The 24,783-nt window shown below is 65.8% G+C and carries 20 protein-coding genes; 10 read left to right on the top strand and 10 right to left on the bottom strand.

Annotated features, from left to right (window positions below; all coding sequences use genetic code 11):
* Window positions 1-363, top strand: a complete 363-nt coding sequence (locus tag NY08_RS24380) for a VanZ family protein (protein ID WP_045199276.1) — start codon at window positions 1-3, stop codon at window positions 361-363.
* A gap of 230 nt (window positions 364-593) precedes the next feature.
* Entirely contained in the window at window positions 594-2,015 is a 1,422-nt protein-coding gene (locus NY08_RS24375) for a stealth family protein (protein ID WP_045199274.1), read from the top strand.
* On the opposite strand, the gene NY08_RS24370 is transcribed toward NY08_RS24375, so the two are convergent.
* On the bottom strand, window positions 2,012-2,923 hold the full coding sequence (locus NY08_RS24370; RefSeq protein ID WP_045201086.1) for a phosphodiesterase: 912 nt from the start codon (window positions 2,921-2,923) through the stop codon (window positions 2,012-2,014). The genes NY08_RS24375 and NY08_RS24370 overlap by 4 nt on opposite strands.
* Window positions 2,924-3,083: 160 nt before the next feature.
* Between NY08_RS24370 and NY08_RS24365 the strand changes: the two genes are divergently transcribed.
* Window positions 3,084-3,893: an alpha/beta hydrolase gene (locus NY08_RS24365; RefSeq protein WP_045199272.1), complete on the top strand. Its 810-nt coding sequence runs from the start codon at window positions 3,084-3,086 to the stop codon at window positions 3,891-3,893.
* Between the two features lie 72 nt (window positions 3,894-3,965).
* Here NY08_RS24365 and NY08_RS24360 read toward each other — a convergent pair whose 3' ends face one another.
* Together NY08_RS24360 and NY08_RS24355 are read right to left on the bottom strand one after the other, a co-directional pair.
* Complete coding sequence (locus tag NY08_RS24360) at window positions 3,966-5,093, bottom strand: acyl-CoA dehydrogenase family protein (protein ID WP_045199270.1); 1,128 nt, start codon at window positions 5,091-5,093, stop codon at window positions 3,966-3,968.
* A 17-nt stretch (window positions 5,094-5,110) separates the two neighbouring features.
* Complete coding sequence (locus tag NY08_RS24355) at window positions 5,111-6,286, bottom strand: acyl-CoA dehydrogenase family protein (RefSeq protein WP_032396511.1); 1,176 nt, start codon at window positions 6,284-6,286, stop codon at window positions 5,111-5,113.
* Window positions 6,287-6,364: 78 nt separating this feature from the next.
* On the opposite strand from NY08_RS24355, the gene NY08_RS24350 reads away from it, so the two are divergent.
* From NY08_RS24350 to NY08_RS24330, 4 genes are read left to right on the top strand one after another with little or no spacing between them, the layout of a single operon-like run.
* A complete protein-coding gene (locus tag NY08_RS24350) occupies window positions 6,365-6,919 on the top strand; it encodes a histidine phosphatase family protein (protein WP_045199268.1) in 555 nt (184 codons plus the stop codon).
* Window positions 6,920-6,933: 14 nt separating this feature from the next.
* Window positions 6,934-7,416 carry a RidA family protein gene (locus tag NY08_RS24345; RefSeq protein ID WP_045199267.1) on the top strand — a complete coding sequence of 161 codons (483 nt, stop codon included), beginning with the start codon at window positions 6,934-6,936 and terminating at the stop codon, window positions 7,414-7,416.
* 38 nt (window positions 7,417-7,454) lie between these two features.
* Window positions 7,455-8,945, top strand: coding sequence for an ABC transporter permease subunit (locus NY08_RS25725; RefSeq protein ID WP_082074084.1), 1,491 nt, complete (start codon window positions 7,455-7,457; stop codon window positions 8,943-8,945).
* A complete protein-coding gene (locus NY08_RS24330; RefSeq protein ID WP_045199266.1) occupies window positions 8,942-9,688 on the top strand; it encodes an amino acid ABC transporter ATP-binding protein in 747 nt (248 codons plus the stop codon). Before NY08_RS25725 ends, NY08_RS24330 begins: the two co-directional genes overlap by 4 nt.
* Here the strand turns inward: NY08_RS24330 and NY08_RS24325 are convergent.
* The 4 genes from NY08_RS24325 to NY08_RS24310 form a co-directional block, all read right to left on the bottom strand.
* A complete protein-coding gene (locus NY08_RS24325; RefSeq protein WP_045199265.1) occupies window positions 9,685-11,793 on the bottom strand; it encodes a xanthine dehydrogenase family protein molybdopterin-binding subunit in 2,109 nt (702 codons plus the stop codon). The two genes, NY08_RS24330 and NY08_RS24325, sit on opposite strands and share 4 nt — an antisense overlap.
* The gene (locus NY08_RS24320) at window positions 11,790-12,785 is read right to left on the bottom strand and encodes an FAD binding domain-containing protein (protein ID WP_032396506.1); all 996 of its coding nucleotides are present in this window, start codon (window positions 12,783-12,785) and stop codon (window positions 11,790-11,792) included. Before NY08_RS24320 ends, NY08_RS24325 begins: the two co-directional genes overlap by 4 nt.
* A complete protein-coding gene (locus tag NY08_RS24315; RefSeq protein WP_045201081.1) occupies window positions 12,782-13,282 on the bottom strand; it encodes a 2Fe-2S iron-sulfur cluster-binding protein in 501 nt (166 codons plus the stop codon). Before NY08_RS24315 ends, NY08_RS24320 begins: the two co-directional genes overlap by 4 nt.
* A 61-nt stretch (window positions 13,283-13,343) precedes the next feature.
* Window positions 13,344-15,164, bottom strand: coding sequence for a DEAD/DEAH box helicase (locus NY08_RS24310; RefSeq protein ID WP_256986309.1), 1,821 nt, complete (start codon window positions 15,162-15,164; stop codon window positions 13,344-13,346).
* Window positions 15,165-15,441: 277 nt separating this feature from the next.
* Between NY08_RS24310 and NY08_RS24305 the strand changes: the two genes are divergently transcribed.
* Window positions 15,442-17,229, top strand: a complete 1,788-nt coding sequence (locus tag NY08_RS24305) for an AMP-dependent synthetase/ligase (RefSeq protein ID WP_032396505.1) — start codon at window positions 15,442-15,444, stop codon at window positions 17,227-17,229.
* Between the two features lie 57 nt (window positions 17,230-17,286).
* On the opposite strand, the gene NY08_RS24300 is transcribed toward NY08_RS24305, so the two are convergent.
* The gene (locus NY08_RS24300) at window positions 17,287-17,904 is read right to left on the bottom strand and encodes an alpha/beta hydrolase (protein WP_045199264.1); all 618 of its coding nucleotides are present in this window, start codon (window positions 17,902-17,904) and stop codon (window positions 17,287-17,289) included.
* 79 nt (window positions 17,905-17,983) lie between these two features.
* Between NY08_RS24300 and NY08_RS24295 the strand changes: the two genes are divergently transcribed.
* The gene (locus NY08_RS24295) at window positions 17,984-21,433 is read left to right on the top strand and encodes a TM0106 family RecB-like putative nuclease (protein ID WP_045199263.1); all 3,450 of its coding nucleotides are present in this window, start codon (window positions 17,984-17,986) and stop codon (window positions 21,431-21,433) included.
* On the opposite strand, the gene NY08_RS24290 is transcribed toward NY08_RS24295, so the two are convergent.
* Both NY08_RS24290 and NY08_RS24285 read right to left on the bottom strand, forming a co-directional pair.
* Window positions 21,403-22,617, bottom strand: coding sequence for an alanine racemase (locus NY08_RS24290; protein ID WP_045199262.1), 1,215 nt, complete (start codon window positions 22,615-22,617; stop codon window positions 21,403-21,405). The genes NY08_RS24295 and NY08_RS24290 overlap by 31 nt on opposite strands.
* Window positions 22,618-22,707: 90 nt before the next feature.
* Window positions 22,708-23,349 (bottom strand): TetR/AcrR family transcriptional regulator, encoded by a 642-nt coding sequence (locus tag NY08_RS24285; RefSeq protein ID WP_032396501.1) that lies wholly within the window; start codon window positions 23,347-23,349, stop codon window positions 22,708-22,710.
* A gap of 88 nt (window positions 23,350-23,437) precedes the next feature.
* On the opposite strand from NY08_RS24285, the gene NY08_RS24280 reads away from it, so the two are divergent.
* Window positions 23,438-24,751, top strand: coding sequence for a D-arabinono-1,4-lactone oxidase (locus tag NY08_RS24280; RefSeq protein ID WP_045199260.1), 1,314 nt, complete (start codon window positions 23,438-23,440; stop codon window positions 24,749-24,751).
* The last annotated feature ends 32 nt before the right edge of the window (window positions 24,752-24,783 follow it).

Raw genomic sequence — 24,783 nt, 5'->3', positions numbered from 1 at the left:
GTGTTCACGCAGTCGACGTTACGAATTCCCCTGGTCGTCACCTTCGTCGTCGCGCTGATCGTGCTCTTCACCCCCGCGTCCGGGGTTCCCTCGGGATTTCAGCACAGCGACAAGATCATCCACTTCGTACTGTTCTCTGCGCTGGCGTACACCTCACGCCTGGCCGGAATCGACTGGATCCGAACCGCACTGTGGGTACTGACGTTCGCGGCGATCTCGGAGGTCCTGCAGGCGATCCTGCCTCTGGGACGCTCCGGATCGCTCGCCGACGCCCTTGCCGACGCCGCCGGAGTTGCTGTGGGCCTGCTCGCAGCGAGTCGGGTTCTACCGCAGCGCGTCGAACGCGCCCCGGACCTGCACTAGACTGACCCTGCACCGGGGTCCCTCGGCCAGCGCGCGACTCCGGAAGGAACGTCATCACCTCGTCTTCTGCCCCGCACGATATCTACCTCGTTCCACCGGAGCACGAGACCAACGATGCCGTCACCCGAGAATCTGCCGCATCCGCAGCGCGACTGAGCGAACGATCCGACGTCGTCAGCCACGACGGCCGCTACGCACTGACCATCACCTCCACTACCCCGCACCAGGCGATGGTCGAAGATCTGCTGTTCGTGCGCGCCGTACTCGACGCCGCACACATCAAGTACCTGCTCGTTCGCGGCAACGACGAACGGCCCGTCATCGCCATCGAACTGGCCGCACGCGAAGCGTTGACCACGGCACTGGTGCACGCCTGCCGCGCCGAGCCGTTCTACTCCAAGACCGTCGACGCCCGCGGAAAAGCAGTGCTGGTGGCCGACGGGTCGCTGTCACCGTCCGCGAACGCACGCATCGTCCGCCTGTACCGGCCGCGCGTCGAGCCGTTCAGTGGGTTGTACTACGGCGCGTCGACGGCCGTGCAGATCGAACTGTGGTCGTTCTCCCCGTCCGAGATCGTGCTGCCGATCGAGAATTCGCTGACCAGGCGCAACATCCGGCCCGACGAGGCCGTCCGCGGTACCGTCGAACGCTTCGGCAGAACCTGGCCGACCATCGAGAACATGTTCGCCGACCATGCGTCGGACATCAATTTCGAGATCGAAATCGTCTTCTCCTGGGTCGACGGCTCCTCGGCCGAATTCCAGGCCCAGAGGGCGCGGCGGATGGCGAATTACGTCGTCGGTGAGGGCGACGACTCGGCGGCCCGTTACCGGCAGATCGACGAATTGAAGTACGCCCTGCGGTCGGTGCACATGTACGCGCCGTGGATCAGGCGGATCTTCGTGGCCACCGACTCCCCGAGGCCGGCGTGGCTCGCCGACCATCCCAAGGTGACGTTCGTGCCGAGCGAGGCGTTCTTCGTCGACACCTCCGTGCTGCCGACCCACAATTCGCAGGCCGTCGAAAGCCAGCTGCACCACATACCCGGCTTGTCCGAGCACTTCCTGTACTCGAACGACGACATGTTCTTCGGCCGACCGGTCAGCCCGTCGATGTTCTTCTCCCCCGGCGGGATCAGCATGTTCATCGAGGCGACGACGCGAATCGGGTTGGGTTACAGCGATGCCGACCGCAGCGGCTTCGAGAATGCGGCACGGGTGAACCGTCGAATCCTGCAGGACAGATTCGGTATGACCACGACCCGGCATCTCGAACACGCGGCAACACCGTTGCGGCGCAGTGTGATGCAGGAAATGGAGAACGAGTTTCCGGACGAGTTCGCGTCCACTGCCGCGAGCGCGTTCCGCGCCAGCACCAACATCTCGGTGACGAACTCGCTGTACCACTACTACGCGCTGATGAGTGGACGCGCCGTGGTCCAGAAGGACGCCAAGGTTCGGTACATCGATACCACGACGGTCGCGGGCCTCGACGCCATGGAGAAGTTGCTGCCCAAACGGTCGGTGGACTTCTTCTGCCTCAACGACGGCAGCTTTCCGGAGGTCGACCTGGACCTGCGCACCCGGACGGTGACGCAGTTCCTGGACAAGTACTTCCCCATCGTCGCGCCGTGGGAACGAGAGCAGCGCTAGGCGTCGCTGAACGTCTTCCGCCTCGCACTGTCTGCGATGGTGACTCCCGCTGCGCTCAGCCTGCGTGCGGTCTCCTGAGCCGAGACCGGTTCTCCCACAGTGTCGTACGAGCCAGTCGGCACCACCGAATGCACGACGGTGTCCTCGTAGACGTGGACCAGGTTGTAGCCCTGGGCACCATCGCGACCGCGCAATCCACCGGCGGGCACGTTCAGATCCTGGGTGTAACACGTGGCCGACGCCACCGAGACGGGAATACCCGCGAACGTGGCCGTCGTCGAATAGTGCAGGTGCCCAGCGAGAATGGATCGCACGTCGGTTCCGCGTAACACGTCGGCCAGGCGCGGCTGATCGATCAGCTCGACCAGTACCGCGAGATCGAGCACGGTCGGCACCGGCGGATGATGCATCGCCAGGATCGTGCCGAACTCGGCGGGCGTGGCGAGAGTGTCTGTCAGCCAGGCCAATTGCTCGTCGCCGAGCTCTCCGTGATGGCGACCGGGAACCGTCGTGTCGAGCGTGACGACACGCAGACCGTCGACGTCGTGGACGCGATCGATGGACTGCACGGTCGGTTCGGTGTCGAGAAGCTTCTGGCGGAACATCGCACGGTCGTCGTGATTGCCCATCGCCCAGACGATCTGCGCACCGAGTTCCTCGGCCACGGGCTCGACCAACGCCCGCAGCTTCTCGTAGGCACCGGCCTCGCCCTTGTCCGTCAGGTCTCCGGTGAACACCAACGCGTCGGGGCGGACACCCGAGTTCTGTACGTCGGCCATCACCTGTTCGAGCCGCAACTCACTGTCCACGCCGCCGTACAACCGACCGCCACCGTCGACGAGATGCGTGTCGCTGATGTGCAACAAGCAGTGATGGGGACGTGGGTACTCGGCCATCCGAGACTTCATCGAACTCTCGCTCACGATCATCACCTACGGTTTTGCGATCGCCCGGGTCGGACGAACGCCACTGCTGCAAGCCAAGCATACGAGCGTTCGCTGAGAGGAAGCTGGTCGGATCTCGGCGGTGAACACCGCACGAACTTCCGGCGTGTGACAGGTTGTGGGCATGACGAAACCGACGCTGACGACTCTTCTGGCAACTGCAGGACTGACGGTGGGAGCGATGGTCGGCATCGGCGTCGCCCCCGCTTCCGCGCAGGAGCTGCCGACCGTGGTGCTGGTGCACGGAGCCTTCGCGGACAACACCAGCTGGGACGGCGTCGCCGAGGATCTACGCGGCCGCGGCTACCCCGTGGTGACGGCGGACAACTCGCTGCGCGGGCCCGCGATCGACGCGGCCTCGGTCACCGACGTGGTCGAGAGCATCGACGGGCCGGTGATCCTGGTGGGCCATTCGTACGGCGGCACGGTGATCAGCAACGTGCACGCCGACAACGTGGAGGCTCTGGTCTACGTCGCCGCGTTCATGCCCGTCGAAGGCGAACCCGTCGCCCTCGAACTCGATCCCATCCGATTTCCGGTGACCGCGCTGGTACCGCCGGTGATCGGGCTGACGGTCGTCGACGACGCGTCGAACATCATCGGCCGCAACGTCGACTCGTACATCACTCCCGCCCTGTTCCGTCCGTTCTTCGCCCCGGATGTCAGCGAGGAGCAGGCCGCTCGCATGGCCGCACACCAGAAGACGATCGCCGCAGGCGCCCTGCTCGAGCCGAGCGGCCCACCGTCCTGGGCGCACACGCCGTCGTGGGCTCTGATCCCCCAGCAGGATCAGATCATCCCGACGTCCGCCGAGCGGTTCATGGCGCAGCGGGCGGGCGCTCAGGTGACCGAGGTGCCGGGTTCGCACGCGATCCTGGTCTCGAACCCCAGGGCTGTGGCCGACCTCGTCGGCGCGGCGGATGCGGGCAGCTGACACCTCCCGAAACGACCTCGGGCCCGGCCACCTTCGACAGGTGGCCGGGCCCGAGGCGTCTGACGACGAGAGTCAGATCCCGATGAGATCGTGATCGGCGACCTTCGACGCCAGGATGCGCAGGTGCTCGTCGGCACCGCCGAGAGTGTGCTCGATGGCCACCAGCCGACTGGTGTAGTGCCCGACCGGATATTCGGCGGTGACGCCGATTCCGCCGTGCAACTGAATGGCCTCCTGGCCGATCTTGCGACCGGAGCGGGAGATCTGCAGCTTGGCGCGCGAGGCGATGGTCGGGTCGACGTTGCCGTCCGCCAACGACATCGTGGCGTACAGACTCATGCTGCGGGCCAGTTCGAGCAGCACGTACATGTCCGCCGCACGGAAGGTGAGCGCCTGGAACTTGGCCAGCGGAACCCCGAACTGCTTGCGCGCCTTCAGGTAATCGGTGGTCAGCCGCAGAGCCTCCTCCATGGCGCCGATCGCCTCGGCACACAGCGCGGCCTGAGCCCGCACCTCGGCCCCGGTGATGGCCGCTGCCGCGTTCTCGGCGGTACCGAGCGGTTCTGCTGCGACATCGACGAATTCGATCTGAGCGGCGCGCTGACCGTCGTGGGTGGCGTAGGACTTGCGCGTGAGGCCGGTCGCATCGGCATCGACGACGAACAGTCCCGTGCCACCGGTGGGCAGCGCGGCACTGACAACGATCACGTCTGCGCTACCACCGTGCGGAACCGGGTTCTTGACGCCGTTGATCGCCCACGATCCACCGTCCTCGGTGGCGGTGGTGGCGACCTCGATGTTCGGCCAGCGGCTGCCGGACTCGTTGTGCGCGAACGCCAACATCGACGATCCCTCGGCCACCGGCGGCAGGAGCCGCGCGCGCTGCTCGGCGCTGCCGAGCTCGGAGATCAACCCGCCCGGAACGAGGACGGCATCGAGAATCGGCTCGGGTGCGAGGCGTCGACCGACCTCGGTCATCACGGCCATGATCTCCACGGGACCGGCGTCCATCCCGCCGTCTTCCTCGCCGAACGTCAGACCCAGCAGCCCGACCTCGGCCAACTGCTTCCACACGTCGGTGCTCCAGCCCAGTTCACCGGCAACGATCTTGTTGCGCTTCTCGGTGTCGTAGGCCCGCGTGAGCACCTCACGAGTGGTGTCGCGCAGCAGCTTCTGCTCTTCGTTGAGTTCGAAATCCATGTCTTTCAGATGCTCCCTTACAGTCCGAGAATCGCAGAGGCGATGATGGTGCGCTGAACCTCGTTCGAGCCGCCGTAGATGGACACCTTGCGGTAGTTGAGGTACCCCGGTACCGAGCGCTGCGCCCAGCCCTCGCTCTCGATGTCCTCGCCCGCCTCGTAGGGCAGTGAGTCCGGCCCGGCGACGTCCATCAGCAGTTCGGTCGTCGCTTGCTGCAATTCCGATCCCCGCAGCTTGAGGATGGACGACGCCGGATTCGGCTTACCGTCGTCCGAGCTCGACACCAGGCGCAGCTGAGTCAGCTCCAGCGCGAGCAGTTCGTTCTCGACCTCGGCCATCTTGGCCGCGAACAAGGGGTCGTCGAGCAATGTGCCGCTGCCGACCTTCGTCTGCGCTGCGTGCTTCTTCGCCTGTCCCAGATGCACTTTGGTGTGTCCGGCCCGGGCGACGCCGGTGCGCTCGTTGCCGAGCAGGAACTTGGCGTAGCTCCAGCCCTGATTCTCCTCGCCGACGAGGTTCTCCGCCGGAACGCGGACGTTGTCGAAGAAGACCTCGTTGACCTCGACACTGCCGTCGATCAGCTTGATGGGGCGCATCTCGATGCCGGGAGTGTTCAGATCGATGAGCAGGAACGAGATTCCTGCCTGCTTCTTCGGCGCGTCCGGGTTGGTGCGCACGAGCGCGAAGATCCAGTCGGCGTACTGGCCGAGCGTGGTCCACGTCTTCTGTCCGTTGACGATGTAGTCGTCACCGTCTCGGATCGCGGTGGTGCGCAACGACGCCAGGTCCGATCCGGCCTCGGGCTCGGAGAAGCCCTGGCACCACCAGATGTCGAGGTTCGCCGTCTTGGGCAGGAATTTCTCCTTGAGCTCCTGAGAGCCGAACGTCGCGATGACCGGGCCGACCATCGAGGCGTTGAACGCCAGCGGCTCGGGCACCGACGCCAACTGCATCTCGTCGAGCCAGATGTGGCGCTGCACAGCGGTCCAGTCGCGGCCACCGAACTCGGCCGGCCAATGCGGCACGGCCAAGCCGTTCTCGTTGAGGATTCGCATGGTCGTGACCACCTCGTCCTTGCTCAACTCCTGACCCGTCGCGCTCTTCTCGCGAATCTCGGCCGGGACCTTCGTGGTGAAAAACGTCCGCATCTCGTCACGGAACGCGGCCTCTTCTTCTGTGAGGGCAAGATTCATCGACAATCCTCCAAGCTCGTTCGCGTATCTTCGTATCGACCGTACTCCCTGGTAACTCTGGGATATTCTCCGCTCACTATGACTCTTCTGGCACTGGTTCGGCACGGTGAAACGAACTGGAATCTGCACGGGCGTCTGCAGGGCTCATCGGACATTCCTCTCAACGACACCGGCCGTGCCCAGGCCCGCGAGGCCGGCCACGAACTCGAGTACCGAACGTGGGACCACCTGGTCAGCTCCCCGCTGATCAGAGCAGCGGAAACCGCGGACATCATCGGCGCGCACCTGGGCCTTACCCGCACCGCCGAGTTCCCCGACCTGGCCGAGCGGCATTTCGGTGACGCCGAAGGATTCACCGACTGGGACGCGTACTCGCACTGGCCCGACGGCCGGTATCCGGGCCTGGAGCCACGCTCGAACCTGATCGTGCGTGGCGTTCGCGGCGTGGACGAGATCGCCTCGCGCTATCCGGACTCCGCGGTGATCGCCGTGGCGCACGGCGGCGTCATCCGGGCGATCTTCGACGCGATCCGGCGACGCCACTCCCCACGCATCCTCAACGCGGGCGTCTCGACCCTCGAACACGACGGTTCTCGCTGGACCGTTCGCACCATCAACGGCATCGCGGTCTGACAGAGTTTTCCTTCATGGAGATCGAACGTCGCATCACCGAACTGGGCTTCACCTTGCCCGGCGAACCGACCGCCCCACCCGGTTTCGAGTACTCGTTCGAGTGGGTTCGCGTGCGCGGCAACCGAGTCTTCGCCTCGGGCCATTCGCCGCTCGAGCAGGACGGTGCCCTGGCAGGCCCGTTCGGCGCAGTGCCATCGCAGGTGAGTCTCGACGCCGCCACCGATGCCGCGCGCGATGCGGCTCTCGCCGTGCTGGGCAGCCTCACCCGTGCGATCGGCGACCTCGATCGAATCAGCGCGTGGCTGACCGTCACCGGATCGGTCAACGCCGACCACGGTTTCACTCAGACCACCACGGTCGTCAACGGCTTCTCCGATCTGGTGCTCGCCATCTTCGGTCCCGAGATCGGTGCCCATGCCCGCACCGCACTCGGGGTGGCCGCACTGCCGATGAACAACACCGTCGTGGTGTCAGCGGAACTGGAGATCGACGGGTAGGTTTGCTCCACTCGTACATACGGCGAAAGCGGGCGCAGATGGTGCGCAGATCGATTCTTGCTCTGGTCGCGATTCTGATCGCAATCCTGGGGTTGTCCGGCTGCAGCTCGTCCTCGGAGTCGCTACTGGACCGGGTGAAGGACGAGGGCGTACTGGTCGTCGGTACCGAGGGCACCTACAGTCCGTTCAGCTATCAGGGCGACGACGGACAACTCACCGGTTACGACATCGACGTCATCAACGCGGTCGGTGCAGAACTGGGCGTACGCGTCGACTTCGTGCAGACCCCGTTCGACTCGATCTTCGCCGGCCTGCAGTCCCAACGGTTCGACCTCATCGCCAACCAGGTCTCGATCACTCCTGCGCGCCAGTCGGCCTACGACCTGTCCACGCCCTACACGGTGTCGGAAGGCCAGATCCTCACCGCCGCAGACGACTCCACCATCACCTCTCTCGCCGACCTGGCCGGCAAGACCACCGCCCAATCCTCGACGAGCAACTGGGCGGAGGTCGCGGCGAACGCAGGCGCGAACGTCGAAGCCGTCGAGGGATTCGTCCAGGCGGTCACGCTCGTCAAGGACGGCCGCGTCGACGCCACCGTCAACGACTCCCTCGCCATCGCCGAGTACCTGCAGCAGACCGGCGACACCGGCGTGAAGATCGCAGGCGAGACCGGAGACACGACCCTGCAATCGTTCGTGGCCCGCAAGGACAGTGGGTTGATGGACGAGGTCGACACGGCCATCGACACACTGCGTGAGAACGGCACCATCGCCGAGATCTCGAACAAGTACTTCGGCAGCGACGTCGCCGCACCGACCGCGGACACCGTTGTTCCGGAGAGCGAGGACGCGGGAACCACTGCACCGTCGAAGATGCAGTTGGTGCTCGACAACCTGTGGCCGATGCTCGAAGCCACTGTGACCATGACGATTCCGCTGACCGCGATCAGCTTCGTCGTCGGACTCGTCATCGCCCTCGCCGTGGCGCTGGCACGCATCTCGTCGAACAAGCCGCTCGCCGCCGTCGCCCGGTTCTACGTCTCGATCATCCGCGGCACTCCCCTGCTGCTGCAGCTGTTCATCATCTTCTACGGGCTGCCGCAGTTCGGCATCGTGATCTCGCCGTTCCCGGCCGCGGTGGTCGCATTCTCGTTGAATGTCGGTGGCTACGCGGCCGAGGTCATCCGTGCCGCGATACTGAGCGTGCCCAAGGGCCAGTGGGAGGCGGCGCAGACCATCGGGATGGGGTACCGAACCACGTTGCAGCGCATCGTGCTTCCGCAGGCACTGCGTACCGCGGTGCCACCGTTGTCGAACACGCTGATCTCGCTCGTCAAGGACACCTCGCTCGCATCGACCATCCTGGTGACGGAGCTGCTGCGCGTCGCGCAACTCGCGGCGGCGCCGACCTTCGACTTCTTCACCCTGTACTCCGTAGCGGCGCTGTACTACTGGGCGATCTGCATCGTTCTCTCGTTCTTCCAAGGCAAACTCGAAGTCCGACTCGACAGGTACGTGGCCAAATGACAGACCTGCTGGAAGTATCCGCACTGAAGAAATCGTTCGGGCCACTCGAGGTGTTGAAGGACATCTCGTTCGGCGTGCCGTCCGGCACCGTCACCGTCATCATCGGACCGTCCGGATCCGGCAAAACCACGGTGCTGCGCACACTGAACGCACTCGATCAGGCCGACGCAGGCATCATTCGTATCGGGGACGTGTCGGTGGATTTCTCCGAGCCCGTCGGAGCGCCGCAGCTCCGACATTTCCGCGCCCAGAGCGGCATGGTGTTCCAGAGCCACAACCTGTTTCCGCACAAGACGGTGCTGCAGAACATCATCGAGGGACCGGTGATCGTGCAGAAGCGCGCCAAGGACGACGCCATCCGCGACGCGCACGCCATCCTCGATCAGATCGGTCTCGACGCCAAGTCCGACCAGTACCCGTTCCAGCTCTCCGGAGGCCAGCAACAACGCGTCGGAATTGCGCGAGCTCTCGCCCTTCGACCCAAGCTGATGCTGTTCGACGAGCCCACCTCGGCCCTCGATCCCGAGCTCGTCGGCGAGGTTCTGGCCGTCATCAAAGGCCTTGCCGCGCAGGGCTGGACCATGGTGATCGTCACCCACGAAATCCGCTTCGCGCAGCAAGTCGCCGATCAGGTGCTGTTCATCGAGAACGGCGTCGTTCTCGAACGCGGCACGCCGGAGCAGGTGCTGGTGAACCCCACCGAGCCCCGCACCCACCAATTCCTGCAGCGGATATTGGCCTAGCGGCCAGTGGGGTGGTCAAGTGCCGCCTGGGGCACTTGACCACTCCACTGCGTCAGCACCTTGTCCAGGGTGATCGGCAGGTCACGGACGCGAACGCCGGTGGCGTTGTAGACCGCGTTGCCGATGGCCGCCGAGGATCCGACTGCGCCGATCTCGCCGATTCCCTTGCCGCCCATCGGCGCGAGTTCGGTATCGACCTCCTCGATCCACACCGCCTCGAGGTCGGTGACGTCCGCACACGCCGGGATGTGGTACTCGGCGAGATCGTGATTGGCGAACCCGCCGAACTCGTGATCGGTGATGCCGTTCTCCATCAGTGCCATTCCGAGTCCGAACGTCATGCCGCCGATGAGCTGAGACCTGGCCAGCCGCGGATTCATCACCGCGCCGATGCCGAACACCCCGAGCATCCGTCGCACCCGCACCTCGCCGGTGTCGATGTCGACCGCGACCTCCGCGAACTGAGCGCCGAACGCCATGCGCGCCAACTCCTTCTGGCCCTCGACGTCGTCGGTGGTGTCGGCATCGGCAGAGTTGCCCGGCTCGTACGAACCCTGTGCCTTCAGCGAGTGGCAGACCTTGGTGACGGCCCACCCCCAGGACGACGTACCCGAGGACCCACCGGCTCCGGGAGCTTTCGGCAGAGCGCTGTCGCCGAGTTCGAGTGTGACGGCATCTGCGTCCACCTCGAGGGCATCGGCGGCGATCTGGCGCAGCACGGTGCGCGCTCCGGTCCCGATGTCCGACGCAGCGACGGACACCGTGATCGTGCCGTCCTGCTCCACGCGCGCCGACGCGGTACACGGTGAGATCAACACCGGGTAGCTGGCCGTCGCGACTCCCATGCCGATCAGGGTGTTGCCTTCTCGACGGCGACCGGGCGCGGACTCGCGGCGGTCCCAGCCGAACTTCTCGGCACCCTCGCGCAGGCACTGGACCACGCTGCGTGAGCTGAACGGGTTGCCGCTCGCGGGATCGACGTCCGGCTCGTTGCGGATCCGCAGGTCGATCGGATCGATGCCGGTGGCCACAGCCAGTTCGTCGATGGCCGTCTCGACGGCGAACATGCCGGGCGCTTCACCGGGAGCCCGCATCCAGCGCGGAGTTCCGACGTCCAGCTGCGCGAGTCGGTGAGTGGTGCGACGGTTCGGGGACGCGTAGATGTGGCGAGTGGATTCCGACGTCTGCTCGCAGAACTCGAAGATCGTGCTGGTCTGCTGAAACGAGTCGTGCGTGATGGCCTGCAGGGTTTCTGTCGAATCAGCGCCCAGCCGAACGCGATTGAGCGTCGGGGTGCGATAGCCGACGACGTCGAAGAGAGCTTGCCTGGGCAACACCAACTTGACGGTGCGGCCGGTGGCTCGTGCGGCCATCGCCGCGAGGATCACGTTGGGCCGAGTACTGCCCTTGGCTCCGAAACCGCCGCCGACGTTCTCCGCGATCACTCGAACGTTCTCGGGCTCGAGGTCGAAGGCCGTGGCGAGGTCGCCCTGAACACCCGACGGTGCCTGCGTCGAATCCCAGACCGTCAGCACGCCGTCGGACCACTGCGCCGTGGTGGCGTGCGGCTCCATCGGACTGTTGTGCATCGGCGCGGTGGAGTACCAGTTGTCGATCAGGTGCTCGGCCGATGCGAGCGCCGCATCGGGATCGCCGACGGTGACGTCGGTGGGAAACCCCGCGTTGACCGATTCCGGCGCATACAGCGAACCGTGGTCTGCGGTCAGAGTGTTGTCGGGAGAACGCACGTCGGCGTAGCGCACGTGCACTCGGGCTGCGGCGGCGCGGGCATCCTGGAGGGTGTCGGCCACGACGACGGCCACGATCTGACCTCGATAGGCGACGGTGTTCGACTGCAGCACATGCAGTTCGGCGTCCTCGACATCACCCAGGCGCTCGGCGTTGTCGTGCCACAGGACTGCGTGAACCGTAGCGTCGGCGTCCAGTTCGACACGTTCGACCGTGCCGGCAGGAACGGTCGCGGGCACGTACCAGGCGTACAGCTGCCCGACGGCCGGCGGCTGCTCGGCGGCGTAACGGGCTCGACCGGTGACCTTCGCGATCGATTCGGTGCGCTGGATCGGTTGTCCGATCGATGCGGTCATGACCGATCTCCCGACTCCGTGAGTTCGACCAACGTGCGAGCGACCAGGTTGGTCACGAGCGGGACCTTGAATGCGTTGTCACGCAACGGCTCTGCCGCATCGAGTTCCAGTGCGATCGCGCGCCGGAACGACGCCTCGTCGGCGGCCGCGCCGAGCAGCGCGTGCTCGGCCGTGCGGGCCCGCCACGGTTTGTGCGCGACACCGCCCAGCGCGATCGACACCCCGCGCACGATCCCGTCCTCGACGTCGAGAGTGGCGGCGACCGAGGCGATCGCGAAGGCATAGGACTGCCGGTCGCGCACCTTGCGGTAGGTCGAGACGGTGCCGGCCGCCGGTGCCGGAATCTCGACGGCCGTGACGAGTTCGTCTCGGGCGACGGTGTTGTCGCGCTCGGGCGCGTCACCGGGCAACCGGTAGAAGTCGTCGATGTCGACCACACGCTCACCGTCGACCCCCTGGACGACGATGCGTGCGTCGAGGGCGGTCAGCGCGACCGCCATGTCGGAGGGATGCGTCGCCACGCAGGCCTGCGAAGCTCCGAGAATGGCCAGGTTTCGGTGTTCACCCGTCCGGGCCGGGCAGCCCGAACCGGGTTCGCGTTTGTTGCACGGCTTCGATGCATCCATGAAGTACACACACCGGGTGCGCTGGAACAGGTTTCCGCCCGTGGTCGCCATGTTGCGCAACTGGCCCGACGCACCGGAGAGCACGGCCCGTGAGAGCACCGGATAACGCTGACGCACCACCGGATGCACCGCGAGATCACTGTTGGTCACACCCGAACCGACACGAAGCGATCCGTCGTCGGATACGTCTATGTCGTGCAACGGAAGTCGCGTGACGTCGATCAGCGTCGTCGGACCCACGACACCGAGCTTCATCAGGTCGACGAGGTTGGTTCCCCCGCCGAGCACCATCGCGTTCTCGTTCTCGGCGAGGCGGGCCACGGCGTCGTCGACCGCGGTGGCTGCGTCGTACTCGAAGGTCTTCACGATGCGTCCCGTACGGCCGAGACGATATTGCAGTAGGCACCACAACGACAGAGGTTGCCGCTCATACGTTCTCGCACTTCATCGGAGTCGAGTTCGATGTCGGCGGCCTCGATGTCCTCGGTGACCGCGCTCGGCCAACCCTGCTTCGCCTCTTCGATCACTGCGACCGCCGAACAGATCTGCCCGGAAGTGCAATACCCGCACTGGAACGCGTCGCGATCGACGAACGCCTGCTGCACGGGGTGCAGCGTGTCGCCGTCGGACAATCCCTCGATCGTGGTGATGTCGCGATTCTGTTGTGCAACCGCGAACGTCAGGCAGCTGTTGATCCGCCGTCCGTCGACCAACACCGTGCAGGCACCGCACTGCCCGTGGTCACACCCCTTCTTGGCACCGATCAGATCGAGGTTCTCCCGGAGAGCGTCGAGCAGGGTGGATCGGGTGTCGCAGTCGATCTCGCGATCGATGCCGTTGACACGGAGGGTGACGTTGGTCATGCACGGGCGGATACCCGAGGCCGGATCCACCAAACGCTCGCGCTGGGGTCGTGCGTGCGCGCTAGCGCTTCCCCTTGAACTTTCCGCCACCGCGCGGCCCGCCGCTGCGTCCGGGAGGGCCGGAATCGGGTTGCAGCTGAATCAGCACGCCGCTGATACGGGTGCGGCGCAACGCCTCGACCGTCTCGTCGGCAAGATCTGCGGGCAGCTCCACCAGCGAGTGGTCGGGACGAATACTGATGTGCCCGAAGTCGCTTCGACGCAGCCCGCCCTCGTTGGCGATGGCACCGACGATGGCACCGGGAGCGACGTGATGACGCTTGCCGACGCTGATGCGGTACGTCGCCATCTCCTGGCCCGTCTTGCGGTGATGCGAGCTGGCGGCATCCTCGTCGAACGTGCGCGGCGGCCGCGGCTCACGCGGCTCACGGGGTGCCCGCGGCGGGGCAGGCGGCTCCGGCTTCAACAGGAACGCTTCGCCGTCGCGCGACTGGATCGCCAGCGCGGCGGCGATGTCGACCAACGGCACATCGTGCTCGCGCTCGTAGTCCTCGATGAGCCGGCGGAACAAGGCCAGATTCTCGTTGCCGAGGCTGTCGGTGATGGAGTCCTTGAACTTCGTCACGCGCTGCGCATTGACGTCGTCGACGCTGGGGAGCTGCATCTCGGTGATCGGCTGACGCGTCGCGCGCTCGATGGCCTTGAGCAGATGCCGCTCGCGTGGGGCGACGAACAGCAGAGCCTGACCGGCCCGCCCCGCGCGACCGGTGCGACCGATGCGGTGCACGTAGGACTCGGTGTCGTGCGGGATGTCGTAGTTGATGACGTGCGAGATGCGGTCGACGTCGAGACCGCGAGCCGCGACATCGGTGGCCACCAGGATGTCGACCTGGCCGTTCTTGAGTTGGCCGATGGTGCGCTCACGCTGGGCCTGCACGATGTCGCCGTTGATCGCGGCGGCCGAGAAGCCCCGTGCGCGCAGCTTCTCGGCGAGCTCCTCGGTGGCCTGCTTGGTGCGGACGAACATGATCATGGCCTCGAACTCTTCGACCTCGAAGATTCGAGTGAGCGCTTCGAGCTTGCGCTGATGCGCCACCTGGACGTAGCGCTGGGTGATGTTCGGTGCCGTCGACGTCTTGGTCTTGACGGTGATCTCCACCGGGTCGTGCAGATACTGCTTGGAGATCTTGCGAATCGCGGCAGGCATGGTGGCCGAGAACAACGCGACCTGCTTGTACTCCGGGGTATCGGAGAGGATGCGCTCGACGTCCTCCTGGAAGCCCATCTTGAGCATCTCGTCGGCCTCGTCGAGCACCAGGTACTCGAGGCCGGACAGGTCGAGGGTGCCCTTCTCGAGGTGGTCGATGACGCGACCGGGGGTACCGACGATGATCTGCGCGCCCTTACGCAGGCCCGAGAGCTGTATGCCGTACGCCTGACCGCCGTAGATCGGCAGGATGTGCAGACCCGGAATGTGCGTGGCGTACTTGCCGAACGCCTCGGCGACCTGAAGCGCGAGCTCCCGGGTCGGGGCCAGCACCAGGGCCTGCGGTACTCGACGCGAGACGTCGAGCCGCGACAGGATCGGCACTGCGAACGCTGCGGTCTTGCCGGTTCCGGTCTGCGCGAGGCCGACGACATCGTTGCCGGCCATCAGCGGCGGAATGGTGGCCGCCTGGATGGGCGACGGCGTCTCGTATCCCACGTCACGCAGGGCCTTCAGGACCCGCTCGTCGATGCCGAGATCGGCAAAAGTGATGTCGTCACCCGTCGCCGAGGACGACTCGCTCGCGCGGACCGGATCGGAGGCGGACTCCTGAGGGGGCGAATTCGTCTCGTCCGACGTCACGGCGGCATCCTGTTCAGTTTCTGAAGTGCTCATATGTTGCACGAGTTTAGTACCTGCTCGGGCACCGCGACCCCTTCTACGCTGATCAGGTGACGAAACCGGTCACGACGGCATGCGGTGCGAGCGGCCTCACACCGGCAACCCGACGCCCGAACCCGACTGCAGGCAGTTAAGTTGTACCCCGAGTCACACTCAACTCCCTCGGACTCGCGGCAAAGTCGACAAACCGGACACCCCGGATGGTGCGCCACGGCCTCGAATGTGATGAAATGCACAACTACCACGCTATTTTTCCGTAAGGGGTCCAGCAGTGCGCGAATATTCTGTGCCGGCGTCGTTCACCATTCCTGACGACGCATCCATGGCCGACACCGTCTACAGGTACGAGAAGGAATCGCCGAACTTCGTACCCTTCCAGCGACTGGAGAACGGCAACTGGACCGACGTCACCGCAGCTCGGTTCGCGAAAGAGGTCGCCGCAGCGGCCAAGGGACTGATCGCGTCCGGAATCGAACTCGGCGACCGAGTCGCCATCCTCAGCGCGACGCGTTACGAGTGGGTCGTCCTCGACTACGCCATCTGGTCGGCAGGCGGCTGCACCGTCGCGATCTACGAGACATCCTCCGCCGATCAGGCGCAATGGATCCTCGAGGACTCCGCCACCAAGCTGCTCGTCGTCGAGACCGCAGCGCACGCCTCGAACCTCAAAGAGGTCACCGAGGGTGCCAAGGATCTGCGTGAGGTTCTGCAGATCGACGCCGGAGCCATCGAAGAACTGACCACCCGTGGTGCCGGGGTCAGCGACGAGGATCTGCACGCGCGACGCCATCAGGTCAGCGCGGCTTCGCCCGCCACCCTGATCTACACCTCGGGCACCACCGGTCGCCCCAAGGGCGTCCAGCTCACACACGCCAACTTCTACGCCGAGGTTCAGGCCACCCAGATCGCGCTGCACGACTCGATGAAGGAGGGCAATCGCACACTGATGTTCCTCCCGATGGCGCACGTGTTCGCCCGCGCCGTGTCGTTCGGCTCGTTCGAGTCCAAGGTCACCGTCGGGCACACCTCGGACGTGACGACGCTGGTGGATCAGTTCGCCGTCTTCAAGCCGGATTTCATCCTGTCGGTGCCGCGCGTGTTCGAGAAGGTCTACAACTCCGCCAAGCAGAAGGCGCACGACGGCGGCAAGGGTTCGATCTTCGACAAGGCCGCCGCGACGGCCATCGAGTGGAGCGAGGCCCAGGAGAAGGGCGGAGCCGGGCTCGTCCTGAACCTCAAGCACACGGTGTTCGACAAGCTCGTGTACTCCAAGCTGCGCGCCGCACTCGGCGGCAACTGCACTCGCGCGGTGTCCGGCGGCGGACCTCTCGGTGCCCGCCTCGGCCACTTCTTCCGCGGTGCAGGCGTTCCGGTCTACGAGGGCTACGGACTGACCGAGACCAGCGCGGCGATCACCGTCAACACCACCAAGGACCAGCGCGTCGGCACCGTCGGCAAGCCCATCGACGGCCACTCGGTGAAGGTCGCCGAGGACGGCGAACTGCTGCTCAAGGGACCGGTCGTGTTCAGCGGCTACTGGCACAACGAGAAGGCGACGGCAGAGGCCATCGTCGACGGTTGGTTCCACACCGGCGACCTCGGCACCATCGACCAGGAAGGCTACGTCTCGATCACCGGCCGCAAGAAGGAGATCATCGTGACCGCGGGCGGCAAGAACGTCGCTCCCGCAGTGCTCGAGGACGCCCTCCGCGCGAACGCGATCATCAGCCAGTGCCTCGTCGTCGGCGACGCGAAGCCGTTCATCGGTGCGCTCATCACCCTCGACCCCGAGGCATTGCCGGGCTGGCTCGAGCGACACGGCCTCTCGGCCGACATCCCGTTCTCGGAGCTGTCGAAGAACGCCGACCTCGTCGCCGAGATCGACAAGGCCGTCGCCGAGGCCAACAAGAAGGTCTCCAACCCCGAGCAGATCAAGAAGTACACGATCCTCGAGAACGATTTCACCGTCGAAACCGGTGAGCTCACCCCCACGATGAAGCTCAAGCGCAACATCATCCACGCCGAGCGCGGCAGCGACATCGAGGCGATCTACTCGTAGATCGACCATCCGACGACGAGGGCCCGGTGCGATGCGCACCGGGCCCTCGTCGTCGGGTCAGGACATGTGATCGTCGAGGAACTCCGCCACCACCGAGGTCACCTGCAGATGGATCTTCTCGTGCAGCAGGTCGTGGCCCCCGTCCTCGAATTCACGCAGTGACGAGTCGGGAACACTGCCGATCCACTCGCGCACCGCATCGATCGGAGCCAGGCGATCGTCGACTCCGTGTACCGCGAGGATCGGAATCACGTTGTCGGCGAGATCGTTGGCCGAGCCGGTCACGGACTTGGGGGTGCCGCACAGCACCGCGCACCGAACCGCCTCGGGATGCGCTCCGAGGGCCGCGATGGCCGTGGCCGCGCCGAGGGAATGACCCATCAGGGCGAACGACAACTCGGGGTGCTCGGCTTCGGCGATGTCGAGCAACTGCAGCGCATTCTGCGCGAGGCCGGGAATCTGAGCGGCGTCGGTCAACTCACCTTCGGTGAGGCCGTGGCCCACGTGATCGACCGCCCACACGTCGACCCCGCGTCCGTTGAGGACCCGAGCGAAGCGGTGATAGTGGCCGCTGTTCTGGCCGAGACCGTGCAGAAAGACGAGACCGAAACGAGCATCGGGAACAGTCCAGTTTCGGTAATGGACAGCACCGGTGGCTCCGTCGAAAAAAGGCATTCGATCATTTTGCCTCCTCGCGACGGCATCCGCGCGCAACGTGACCGGTGCCGCTCCCGGCGGTGACTAGGGTGGGCGCGTGTTCCTCATCGGCGATCGCGTCATCTACAGCGCCAGCGACCTCGCCGCGGCAGCGTCGTGCGAATTCGGACTGCTGCGCCGACTCGACGGGCTGAGCGGACTGATCCCGCGGACAACGACCACCCCCGATCCGATGCTCGACCGCACCTCCGCACTCGGATTCGAGCACGAACGCCGCCAACTCGAGACATTCCAGCGGCGGTTCCCCGGCGGCGTCCTGACGATGGATCGACCGGGGCGTACCGATCAGGAACTTGCCGACGCCGCGTGGGCAACCTTCACCGCTCTGACTGCGCGCACACCGGTGGTGTACCAGGCGACCTTCTTCGACGGACGATTCCTCGGTTTCTGCGACTTTCTGGTGGCCGAGGGCGATCGGTACGCGGTGTACGACACGAAGCTCTCTCGGCACGCCAAGGTTCCGGCACTGCTGCAGTTGGCGGCGTACGCGGACGCGCTGCGGTCCGGCGGGATCACTCCGAGCGACGAGGTGCACCTGATGCTCGGCGACGGCAGCGACTCCGTCCACTCGCTCGCCGAGATCCTTCCGGTCTACCGGCAGTCCAGGGAACACCTGCAACACATCCTCGACGAACACCACGCCGAGGGCACCGTCGTCGACTGGTTCGACCCGCGCTACTCCGGCTGCGGGCAGTGCGAGGCCTGCACGATCGAGGTGGAACAGCACCGCGACCTGGTTCTCGTCGCCGGGATGCGCGCGAGTACCCGGGAGAGACTGCTCGACGCGGGAATCGCCACGGTGGACGAGCTGGCTGCGTCGACCGGGACCGTAGAGGGCATGTCGTCGCGCACACTGACCAACCTGCGAGCTCAAGCCGAGCTCCAGGTGCGCCAGGAAAACAGTGGCGACGCCGAGTTCGAGATCTTCGACGCCGACGCCCTCGGTGTGATTCCCGAGCCCGATCCGGGCGACATCTTCTTCGACTTCGAGGGCGATCCCCTGTGGGCAGAGGCAGGCAGTTCCGAGTGGGGACTCGAGTACCTGTTCGGTGTCCACACCGCCGACGGTGAGTTCCTGCCGTTCTGGGCGCACGATCGCGCGCAGGAACGACGCGCCCTGATCGACTTCCTCGACTACGTGACCACCCGACGCGCGGCTCACCCGAACATGCACGTCTACCACTACGCGCCGTACGAGAAGACCGCGCTGCTGCGCCTCGCCGGACGCTACGGCGTCGGTGAGGACGCGGTCGACGACCTACTGCGGGACGACGTTCTGGTCGACCTCTATCCGATCGTGCGATCTGCGGTACGCATCGGAGCCAGGTCCTACAGCATCAAGAAGCTCGAACCCCTGTACATGCCCGCCACCCGCGACGGAGACGTCACCGACGCGGCCGCGTCGATCGTCGAATACGCGAACTGGTGCGATCTGCGAGATCAGGGCAAGGACGCCGAGGCCGCGGCACTGCTCTCCGAGATCGCCGAGTACAACCGCACCGACTGCGAATCGACTCAGCGACTGCGGGATTGGTTGCTGGCGCGCGCGTCGGATGCCGGGGTGCACCCGCGGACGACGCAACACCTCGAGCTCGAAGACGCTGCCGTGGACACCGCCAGCCCGCTCGAGCTCGAACTCGCCGAGTACGCCGGTCTGCCGTGGGAGCGCACCTCGACGCAACAGGCCGTCGCACTGTTCGCCGGTTCCATCGGGTATCACCGACGCGAACGAAAGCCGTTCTGGTGGGCGCACTTCGACCGCCTGACGCACCCGTTGGACGAGTGGGCCGACGCTGCCGACGTGCTGAAGGTCGAGCGCGCCGAACTGGTGCACGACTGGATGAAAACCGCACCGAATCAACGCGTCCTGCGACGGCAGCTCAAACTACTGGGGCACCTGAGCAACGGAGTCCTGTCGAGCTCGAAGGTCAAGCTGCTCTACGACGACCCGGCGCCGGAGGGGCTGCCGAAGCAGCAGCCGACCCATCGCGCGACCACGACGGTCGAGATCGTGCAGGCAGGGTACGAGGGCACCCTCGACATGGTGGTGGTGCAGGAGAACCTTCGCAAGGGAGTGGACGAGTACCCCGACTTCCCCATCGCCACCGCACCCGAACCGCCTCCGGCGACCAAGTACCTGGAGCAGGCGATCGTTGCGGCCGCCGCCGAGGTCGGCGCGGCACTGCCGCACCTTCCGCGCACGGCCGTCGCCGATCTGCTGACCCTGTCCCCACCCCGAACCCGTTCCGGCACAGGTCTTCCCGAGGTCCGCGCCGGGGATTACGCGACGGCGGTCACGGCGGCCCTGCTCGATCTCGATCACTCCTACGTTGCCGTGCAGGGGCCACCCGGGACCGGGAAGACGTACACCGCTGCCCGGGTGATCGCCGAATTGGTCGACGTCCATCGCTGGCGCATCGGCGTGGTGGGCCAGTCGCATCACGTGGTCAACAATGTGCTGGACACCATCGTGGCGGCCGGCGTCGACCCGGGCCGGGTGGGCAAGAAGGCACCGACAGCCCACACCGTCGTCGACCCGGCGGAGTACTCCCGCTTCGTCACCGACGCCGAGGACGGCTGCGTGATCGGCGGTACCGCCTGGGACTTCTCCAACCCCGGCCGCATCCCGCCCGAATCGCTCGATCTCCTGGTCATCGACGAGGCCGGGCAGTTCTCGCTGGCCAACACCATCGCCGTCTCGGTGTCTGCACGTAATCTGCTGCTGCTCGGCGACCCGGCGCAGCTGCCACAGGTCAGCCAGGGCACCCACCCCGAACCCGTCGACGAGTCGGCTCTGGGTTGGATCACCAGCGGTCACCCGACGCTGCCCGTCGACCGCGGTTACTTCCTGGCCACGACATGGCGGATGCATCCCGATCTGTGCGCCCCGGTGTCGGCGCTGTCCTACGAGGGCAAACTGGAGTCCAACAGTGCTGTGACACAGGCCCGTTCGCTGGAGTCGCTCGCACCTGGACTGCACACCGTGTACCTCGACCACCACGGCAATTCCACCGATTCGGTGGAGGAAGCCGACGAGATCGTCACCCGTGTGCAGACTCTGCTCGGCCGGCAGTGGCGCGACCCGCAGTCCTTCGAGGGTGCGCGGCCCCTGCACCAGGGCGACTTCCTGGTCGTCGCGGCCTACAACGCGCAGGTAGCCGTCATCATCGAGCGACTCGCAGCCGCCGGACTCGACGAGGTCGCGGTGGGCACCGTCGACAAGTTCCAGGGACGCCAGGCACCGGTGGTGCTGATCTCGATGGCCGCGTCGGCGATCGAGGACGTTCCGCGAGGCATGGGATTCCTGTTGTCGCGCAACAGACTCAACGTCGCGGTCTCGCGGGGCCAATGGGCCGCGATACTGATCCGATCGCGGGCACTGACCCGGTACCTGCCGTCGACCCCGGCCGGACTGGTCACTCTCGGAACGTTCATGGGCCTGTGCGAGAACGGGATTCAGCCGAACGCCATACCCTCACCACGATAAGTGGGGACTACCTCGACGGACCCGTCGGCGTGCACCAGATGCAGGGTGTCGAACCGCTCGCACAGCTCACCCGCCTTGGCATGGCGGAACCAGACGCGATCACCGATCCGGATCTCCCCTGCTCCGCTCACGGGAGTCTGCACCTCGCCGGCACCCTCGTTGCGCAGCAACCTCAGACCGGACGTCACCACTCCCCTGGCCCTTCTCGACCACGCGACCGGCCGCGGCGACCTCGACGCCGACGCCGGACCCGACGCGATGTAGCCACCACCGAACAGCGTCGCGATCTGCGGAGTCGGCTTGCGCACCGCGGGCAGTGCGAAGAACAGCGAGGGCTCGGCCGAGAACGCGCGATACCGATCGAAGAGCGTCGGCGCGAACAAGCCCGACCCGGCTGTCACCTCGGTGACGACCGGATCGGCCGCCGAGAAGTCGATCGACCCGGTACCGCCACTGTTGACGATCTCGATCCGACCGACTGCCGCAGTCACGGCCTCGACGACCGCCGTTCTGCGCGTGGAGATCTCACGGGAAGAGAGCGACTTCATCCATTCCACCGCACGATTGGCATCGGGCACACCGGCGATCTGCGCCTCGTAGAACATCAGACCGACCACCCGGAACCCACGCGCCTGCGCCGCCCGCGCGAAGGCGGCGACCTGCTCGGGTTCGCGCAGCGGCGAACGTCGGACACCGATGTGCAGCGGCCCGATCCGCAGCGAGGCATCGACGTCGATACAGATCCGCGGCTTGAGAAGATCGCTGTCGGTGGCGTCGCGCACGATGTCGAGCTGTGCGACGTCGTCGACCATCAGCGTGATGCGTCCCGACAGCACACGATCGTTGACGACCTCGGCGAGGGCGGTGCGATCGACCGACGGGTACCCCATCAGGATGTCCTCCACGCCGTGGCGTGCCAACCAGATCGCCTCACGCAGGGAGTAGGCCATGACCCCGTTCACGCCGTCGGCCGCGAGCACCCGATCCAGCACCGCCCGGCACCGAACCGACTTGCTCGCGATCCTGATCGGCACCGAATCCGCCCGCGCTCGCAGGGCCGCCGCGTTGGCATCGAGGGCAGCCGAATCGACTGCAGCCAAAGGTGATTCGATCCCCTCGGTGGCAGCGGCGATACGGGACAGTGGTGTCGTGTCGGTGGTTGCGACACCGGCGATCGAGCTCATGCGGCGTATTCCTTCGTCGTCGTTGCCAGGCCTACACAGTCAAACACTCCGCAGCCCAGAAGTCCCAGCGAGCATCGACCACACCGAGTCTCAGCAGTCCACGGCCTTGCCCGCGATCAGCCCCGACAGGTCGTCGATCTGCGCCAGCACCTCGAGATCGTCACCGTCGACCAACCACCGCAGCACCAGCCCGTCGAGGGTGGCCATTCCGAAACGCGCGATCGACGCCACCGGCTCGAGCCATCGCGTCCCGGTGTGAGCGGAACACTTCTCGAAGAACAACCGGGCCTCGGAGTCTCGGATTCGGTACTGCCCAGTGGCGATCTCGGCGGCCGTTGCGGACCCGAGCGCGCGATGACGCAACAGATAGGTCTTGATCTCGTAGGCGAGCAACTGCCGATCCGGCGACTTCTCGATCAGCAACCACACCGCGCTCAGACCGCCGTGCACCAGCTCTCGCAGACCGCGGACGCCCGGGAGTTCGCGCGTACCCACGGCACTGTCCAACGCGGCGTGCAGAATCTCGGTGACGTCGACGATGAGGTGCTCGCCCATCGCGATCACCAGATCCTGCTTGGTCTCGAAGTGGTACTGCACGATGCCCTTGGTGACCTCGGCATGCTCCGACAGAGCACGTACGGTCAGGGACTCGATTCCCACGCGCTCGGCGACCTCGATCGCAGACTGCACCAGTTGTGCGCGTCGCACATCAGCGGGCAGCCTCGATTGCATGACCCGATCCTAGGGCGCGGCCGAGTTCTGTGCCTCGGATTGATCCAGGCACGCCTCCGCGCGGTACGAGCAATGCAATAGTGATCGAATGAACGCGGGGTCGTGGCAGAACTGGACAGGCAATCAACACGCGTTCCCGTCGGACCGCGCCGAGCCCACGTCGGTGGACGAGTTGCGCGTCGTGCTGGCCGGTGCCGTCGAACGATCTCGCACGGTGCGATGCGTCGGGGCCGGTCACTCCTTCACTCCGATCGCGGTGACCGACGGCGTCCAGATCGTCCTCGATTCGCTGCGCGGCATCGAATCCGTGGTGCACGACGACGACGGGTCGGCCCGGGTGACAGTGCTCGCAGGCACCCGGCTGCGCGAGCTGACCGCGCGGTTGTGGGATCTCGGGCTGGCCATGACCAACCTCGGCGACATCGACGAACAATCCATCGCGGGCGCCATCTCCACGGGTACCCACGGAACGGGAGGACGCTTCGGCGGCATCGCCACCCAGATGTGCGCGGTGGAACTGATGACCGCGGACGGCGAACTCGTGCAGTGCTCTCGTGAGGAGAACGCGGAACTGTTCGACGCGGCCCGCGTCGGGCTCGGTGCGCTCGGCGTCATCACCCGAGTCACGCTCGAGTGCGTTCCGGCCTTCGCCCTGCGGGCCGTCGAGGAGCCGTCGACGTTGCGGGCAACGCTCGCCGAACTCGACGCGACCGTCGCCGCCGTCGACCACTTCGAGTTCTACTGGTTTCCGCACACCGACCGCGTGCTGACCAAACGCAACACCCGCCTGCCCGGTGACGTCGTGCTGAAGCCGCTGGGGAAGGTGCGCTCCTACATCGACGACGAATTGCTGTCCAACACGGTCTTCGAAGGCCTCAACCGGGTGGTGACCCGCGTACCGGCACTGATTCCTCGGGTCAATGCGGTCTCGGCTCGGGCACTGTCGGCTCGCGAGTACATCGACCGCTCGTACCGGGTGTTCGCGTCGTCGCGGACCGTCAAGTTCGTCGAGATGGAATATGCGGTACCCGCATCCGAGATCGGTTGGGTGCTGCGCGAGGTGGATCGATGGCTCGAACGGTCGTCGGTGTCCATCGCGTTCCCGGTCGAAGTGCGCTTCGCCGCGGGCGACGACATCTGGCTCTCCACCGCATCCGGACGCCCGACGGCCTACATCGCCGTCCACCAGTACCACCGCCGCGATCACCGCGAGTACTTCGACGCCGTCGAGGCAATCTGCCGCAGCGTCGGTGGCAGGCCGCACTGGGGCAAACTGCACTCCCTCGGTAGCGACGAGTTGCGCGATTGCTACGAACACTTCGACGACTTCCTGCGTGTTCGCGATTCGATCGACCCGAAGAAGTTGTTCGGCAGCGACTACCTCGAGCGTCTGCTGTCGTGAGCGGTAATTCGTAGCAGGCTACGAAGTACCGC

Origin of the sequence: Rhodococcus sp. B7740, assembly GCF_000954115.1 — a bacterium.
Taxonomy (GTDB): Bacteria; Actinomycetota; Actinomycetes; order Mycobacteriales; family Mycobacteriaceae; genus Rhodococcoides.
The sequence above is the reverse complement of the archived record's forward strand: the minus strand, read 5'-3'. Positions and strand labels throughout refer to the sequence as shown.

Excerpts from the sequence above, each read along its gene's own strand:
- NY08_RS24375 (WP_045199274.1), top strand. The coding sequence starts at position 594 with ATGGTCGAAGATCTGCTGTTCGTGCGCGCCGTACTCGACGCCGCACAC.
- NY08_RS24370 (WP_045201086.1), bottom strand. The coding sequence starts at position 2,923 with ATGAAGTCTCGGATGGCCGAGTACCCACGTCCCCATCACTGCTTGTTG.
- NY08_RS24365 (WP_045199272.1), top strand. The coding sequence starts at position 3,084 with ATGACGAAACCGACGCTGACGACTCTTCTGGCAACTGCAGGACTGACG.
- NY08_RS24360 (WP_045199270.1), bottom strand. The coding sequence starts at position 5,093 with ATGGATTTCGAACTCAACGAAGAGCAGAAGCTGCTGCGCGACACCACT.
- NY08_RS24355 (WP_032396511.1), bottom strand. The coding sequence starts at position 6,286 with ATGAATCTTGCCCTCACAGAAGAAGAGGCCGCGTTCCGTGACGAGATG.
- NY08_RS24350 (WP_045199268.1), top strand. The coding sequence starts at position 6,365 with ATGACTCTTCTGGCACTGGTTCGGCACGGTGAAACGAACTGGAATCTG.
- NY08_RS24345 (WP_045199267.1), top strand. The coding sequence starts at position 6,934 with ATGGAGATCGAACGTCGCATCACCGAACTGGGCTTCACCTTGCCCGGC.
- NY08_RS25725 (WP_082074084.1), top strand. The coding sequence starts at position 7,455 with ATGGTGCGCAGATCGATTCTTGCTCTGGTCGCGATTCTGATCGCAATC.
- NY08_RS24330 (WP_045199266.1), top strand. The coding sequence starts at position 8,942 with ATGACAGACCTGCTGGAAGTATCCGCACTGAAGAAATCGTTCGGGCCA.
- NY08_RS24325 (WP_045199265.1), bottom strand. The coding sequence starts at position 11,793 with ATGACCGCATCGATCGGACAACCGATCCAGCGCACCGAATCGATCGCG.
- NY08_RS24315 (WP_045201081.1), bottom strand. The coding sequence starts at position 13,282 with ATGACCAACGTCACCCTCCGTGTCAACGGCATCGATCGCGAGATCGAC.
- NY08_RS24310 (WP_256986309.1), bottom strand. The coding sequence starts at position 15,164 with ATGAGCACTTCAGAAACTGAACAGGATGCCGCCGTGACGTCGGACGAG.
- NY08_RS24300 (WP_045199264.1), bottom strand. The coding sequence starts at position 17,904 with ATGCCTTTTTTCGACGGAGCCACCGGTGCTGTCCATTACCGAAACTGG.
- NY08_RS24290 (WP_045199262.1), bottom strand. The coding sequence starts at position 22,617 with ATGAGCTCGATCGCCGGTGTCGCAACCACCGACACGACACCACTGTCC.
- NY08_RS24285 (WP_032396501.1), bottom strand. The coding sequence starts at position 23,349 with ATGCAATCGAGGCTGCCCGCTGATGTGCGACGCGCACAACTGGTGCAG.
- NY08_RS24280 (WP_045199260.1), top strand. The coding sequence starts at position 23,438 with ATGAACGCGGGGTCGTGGCAGAACTGGACAGGCAATCAACACGCGTTC.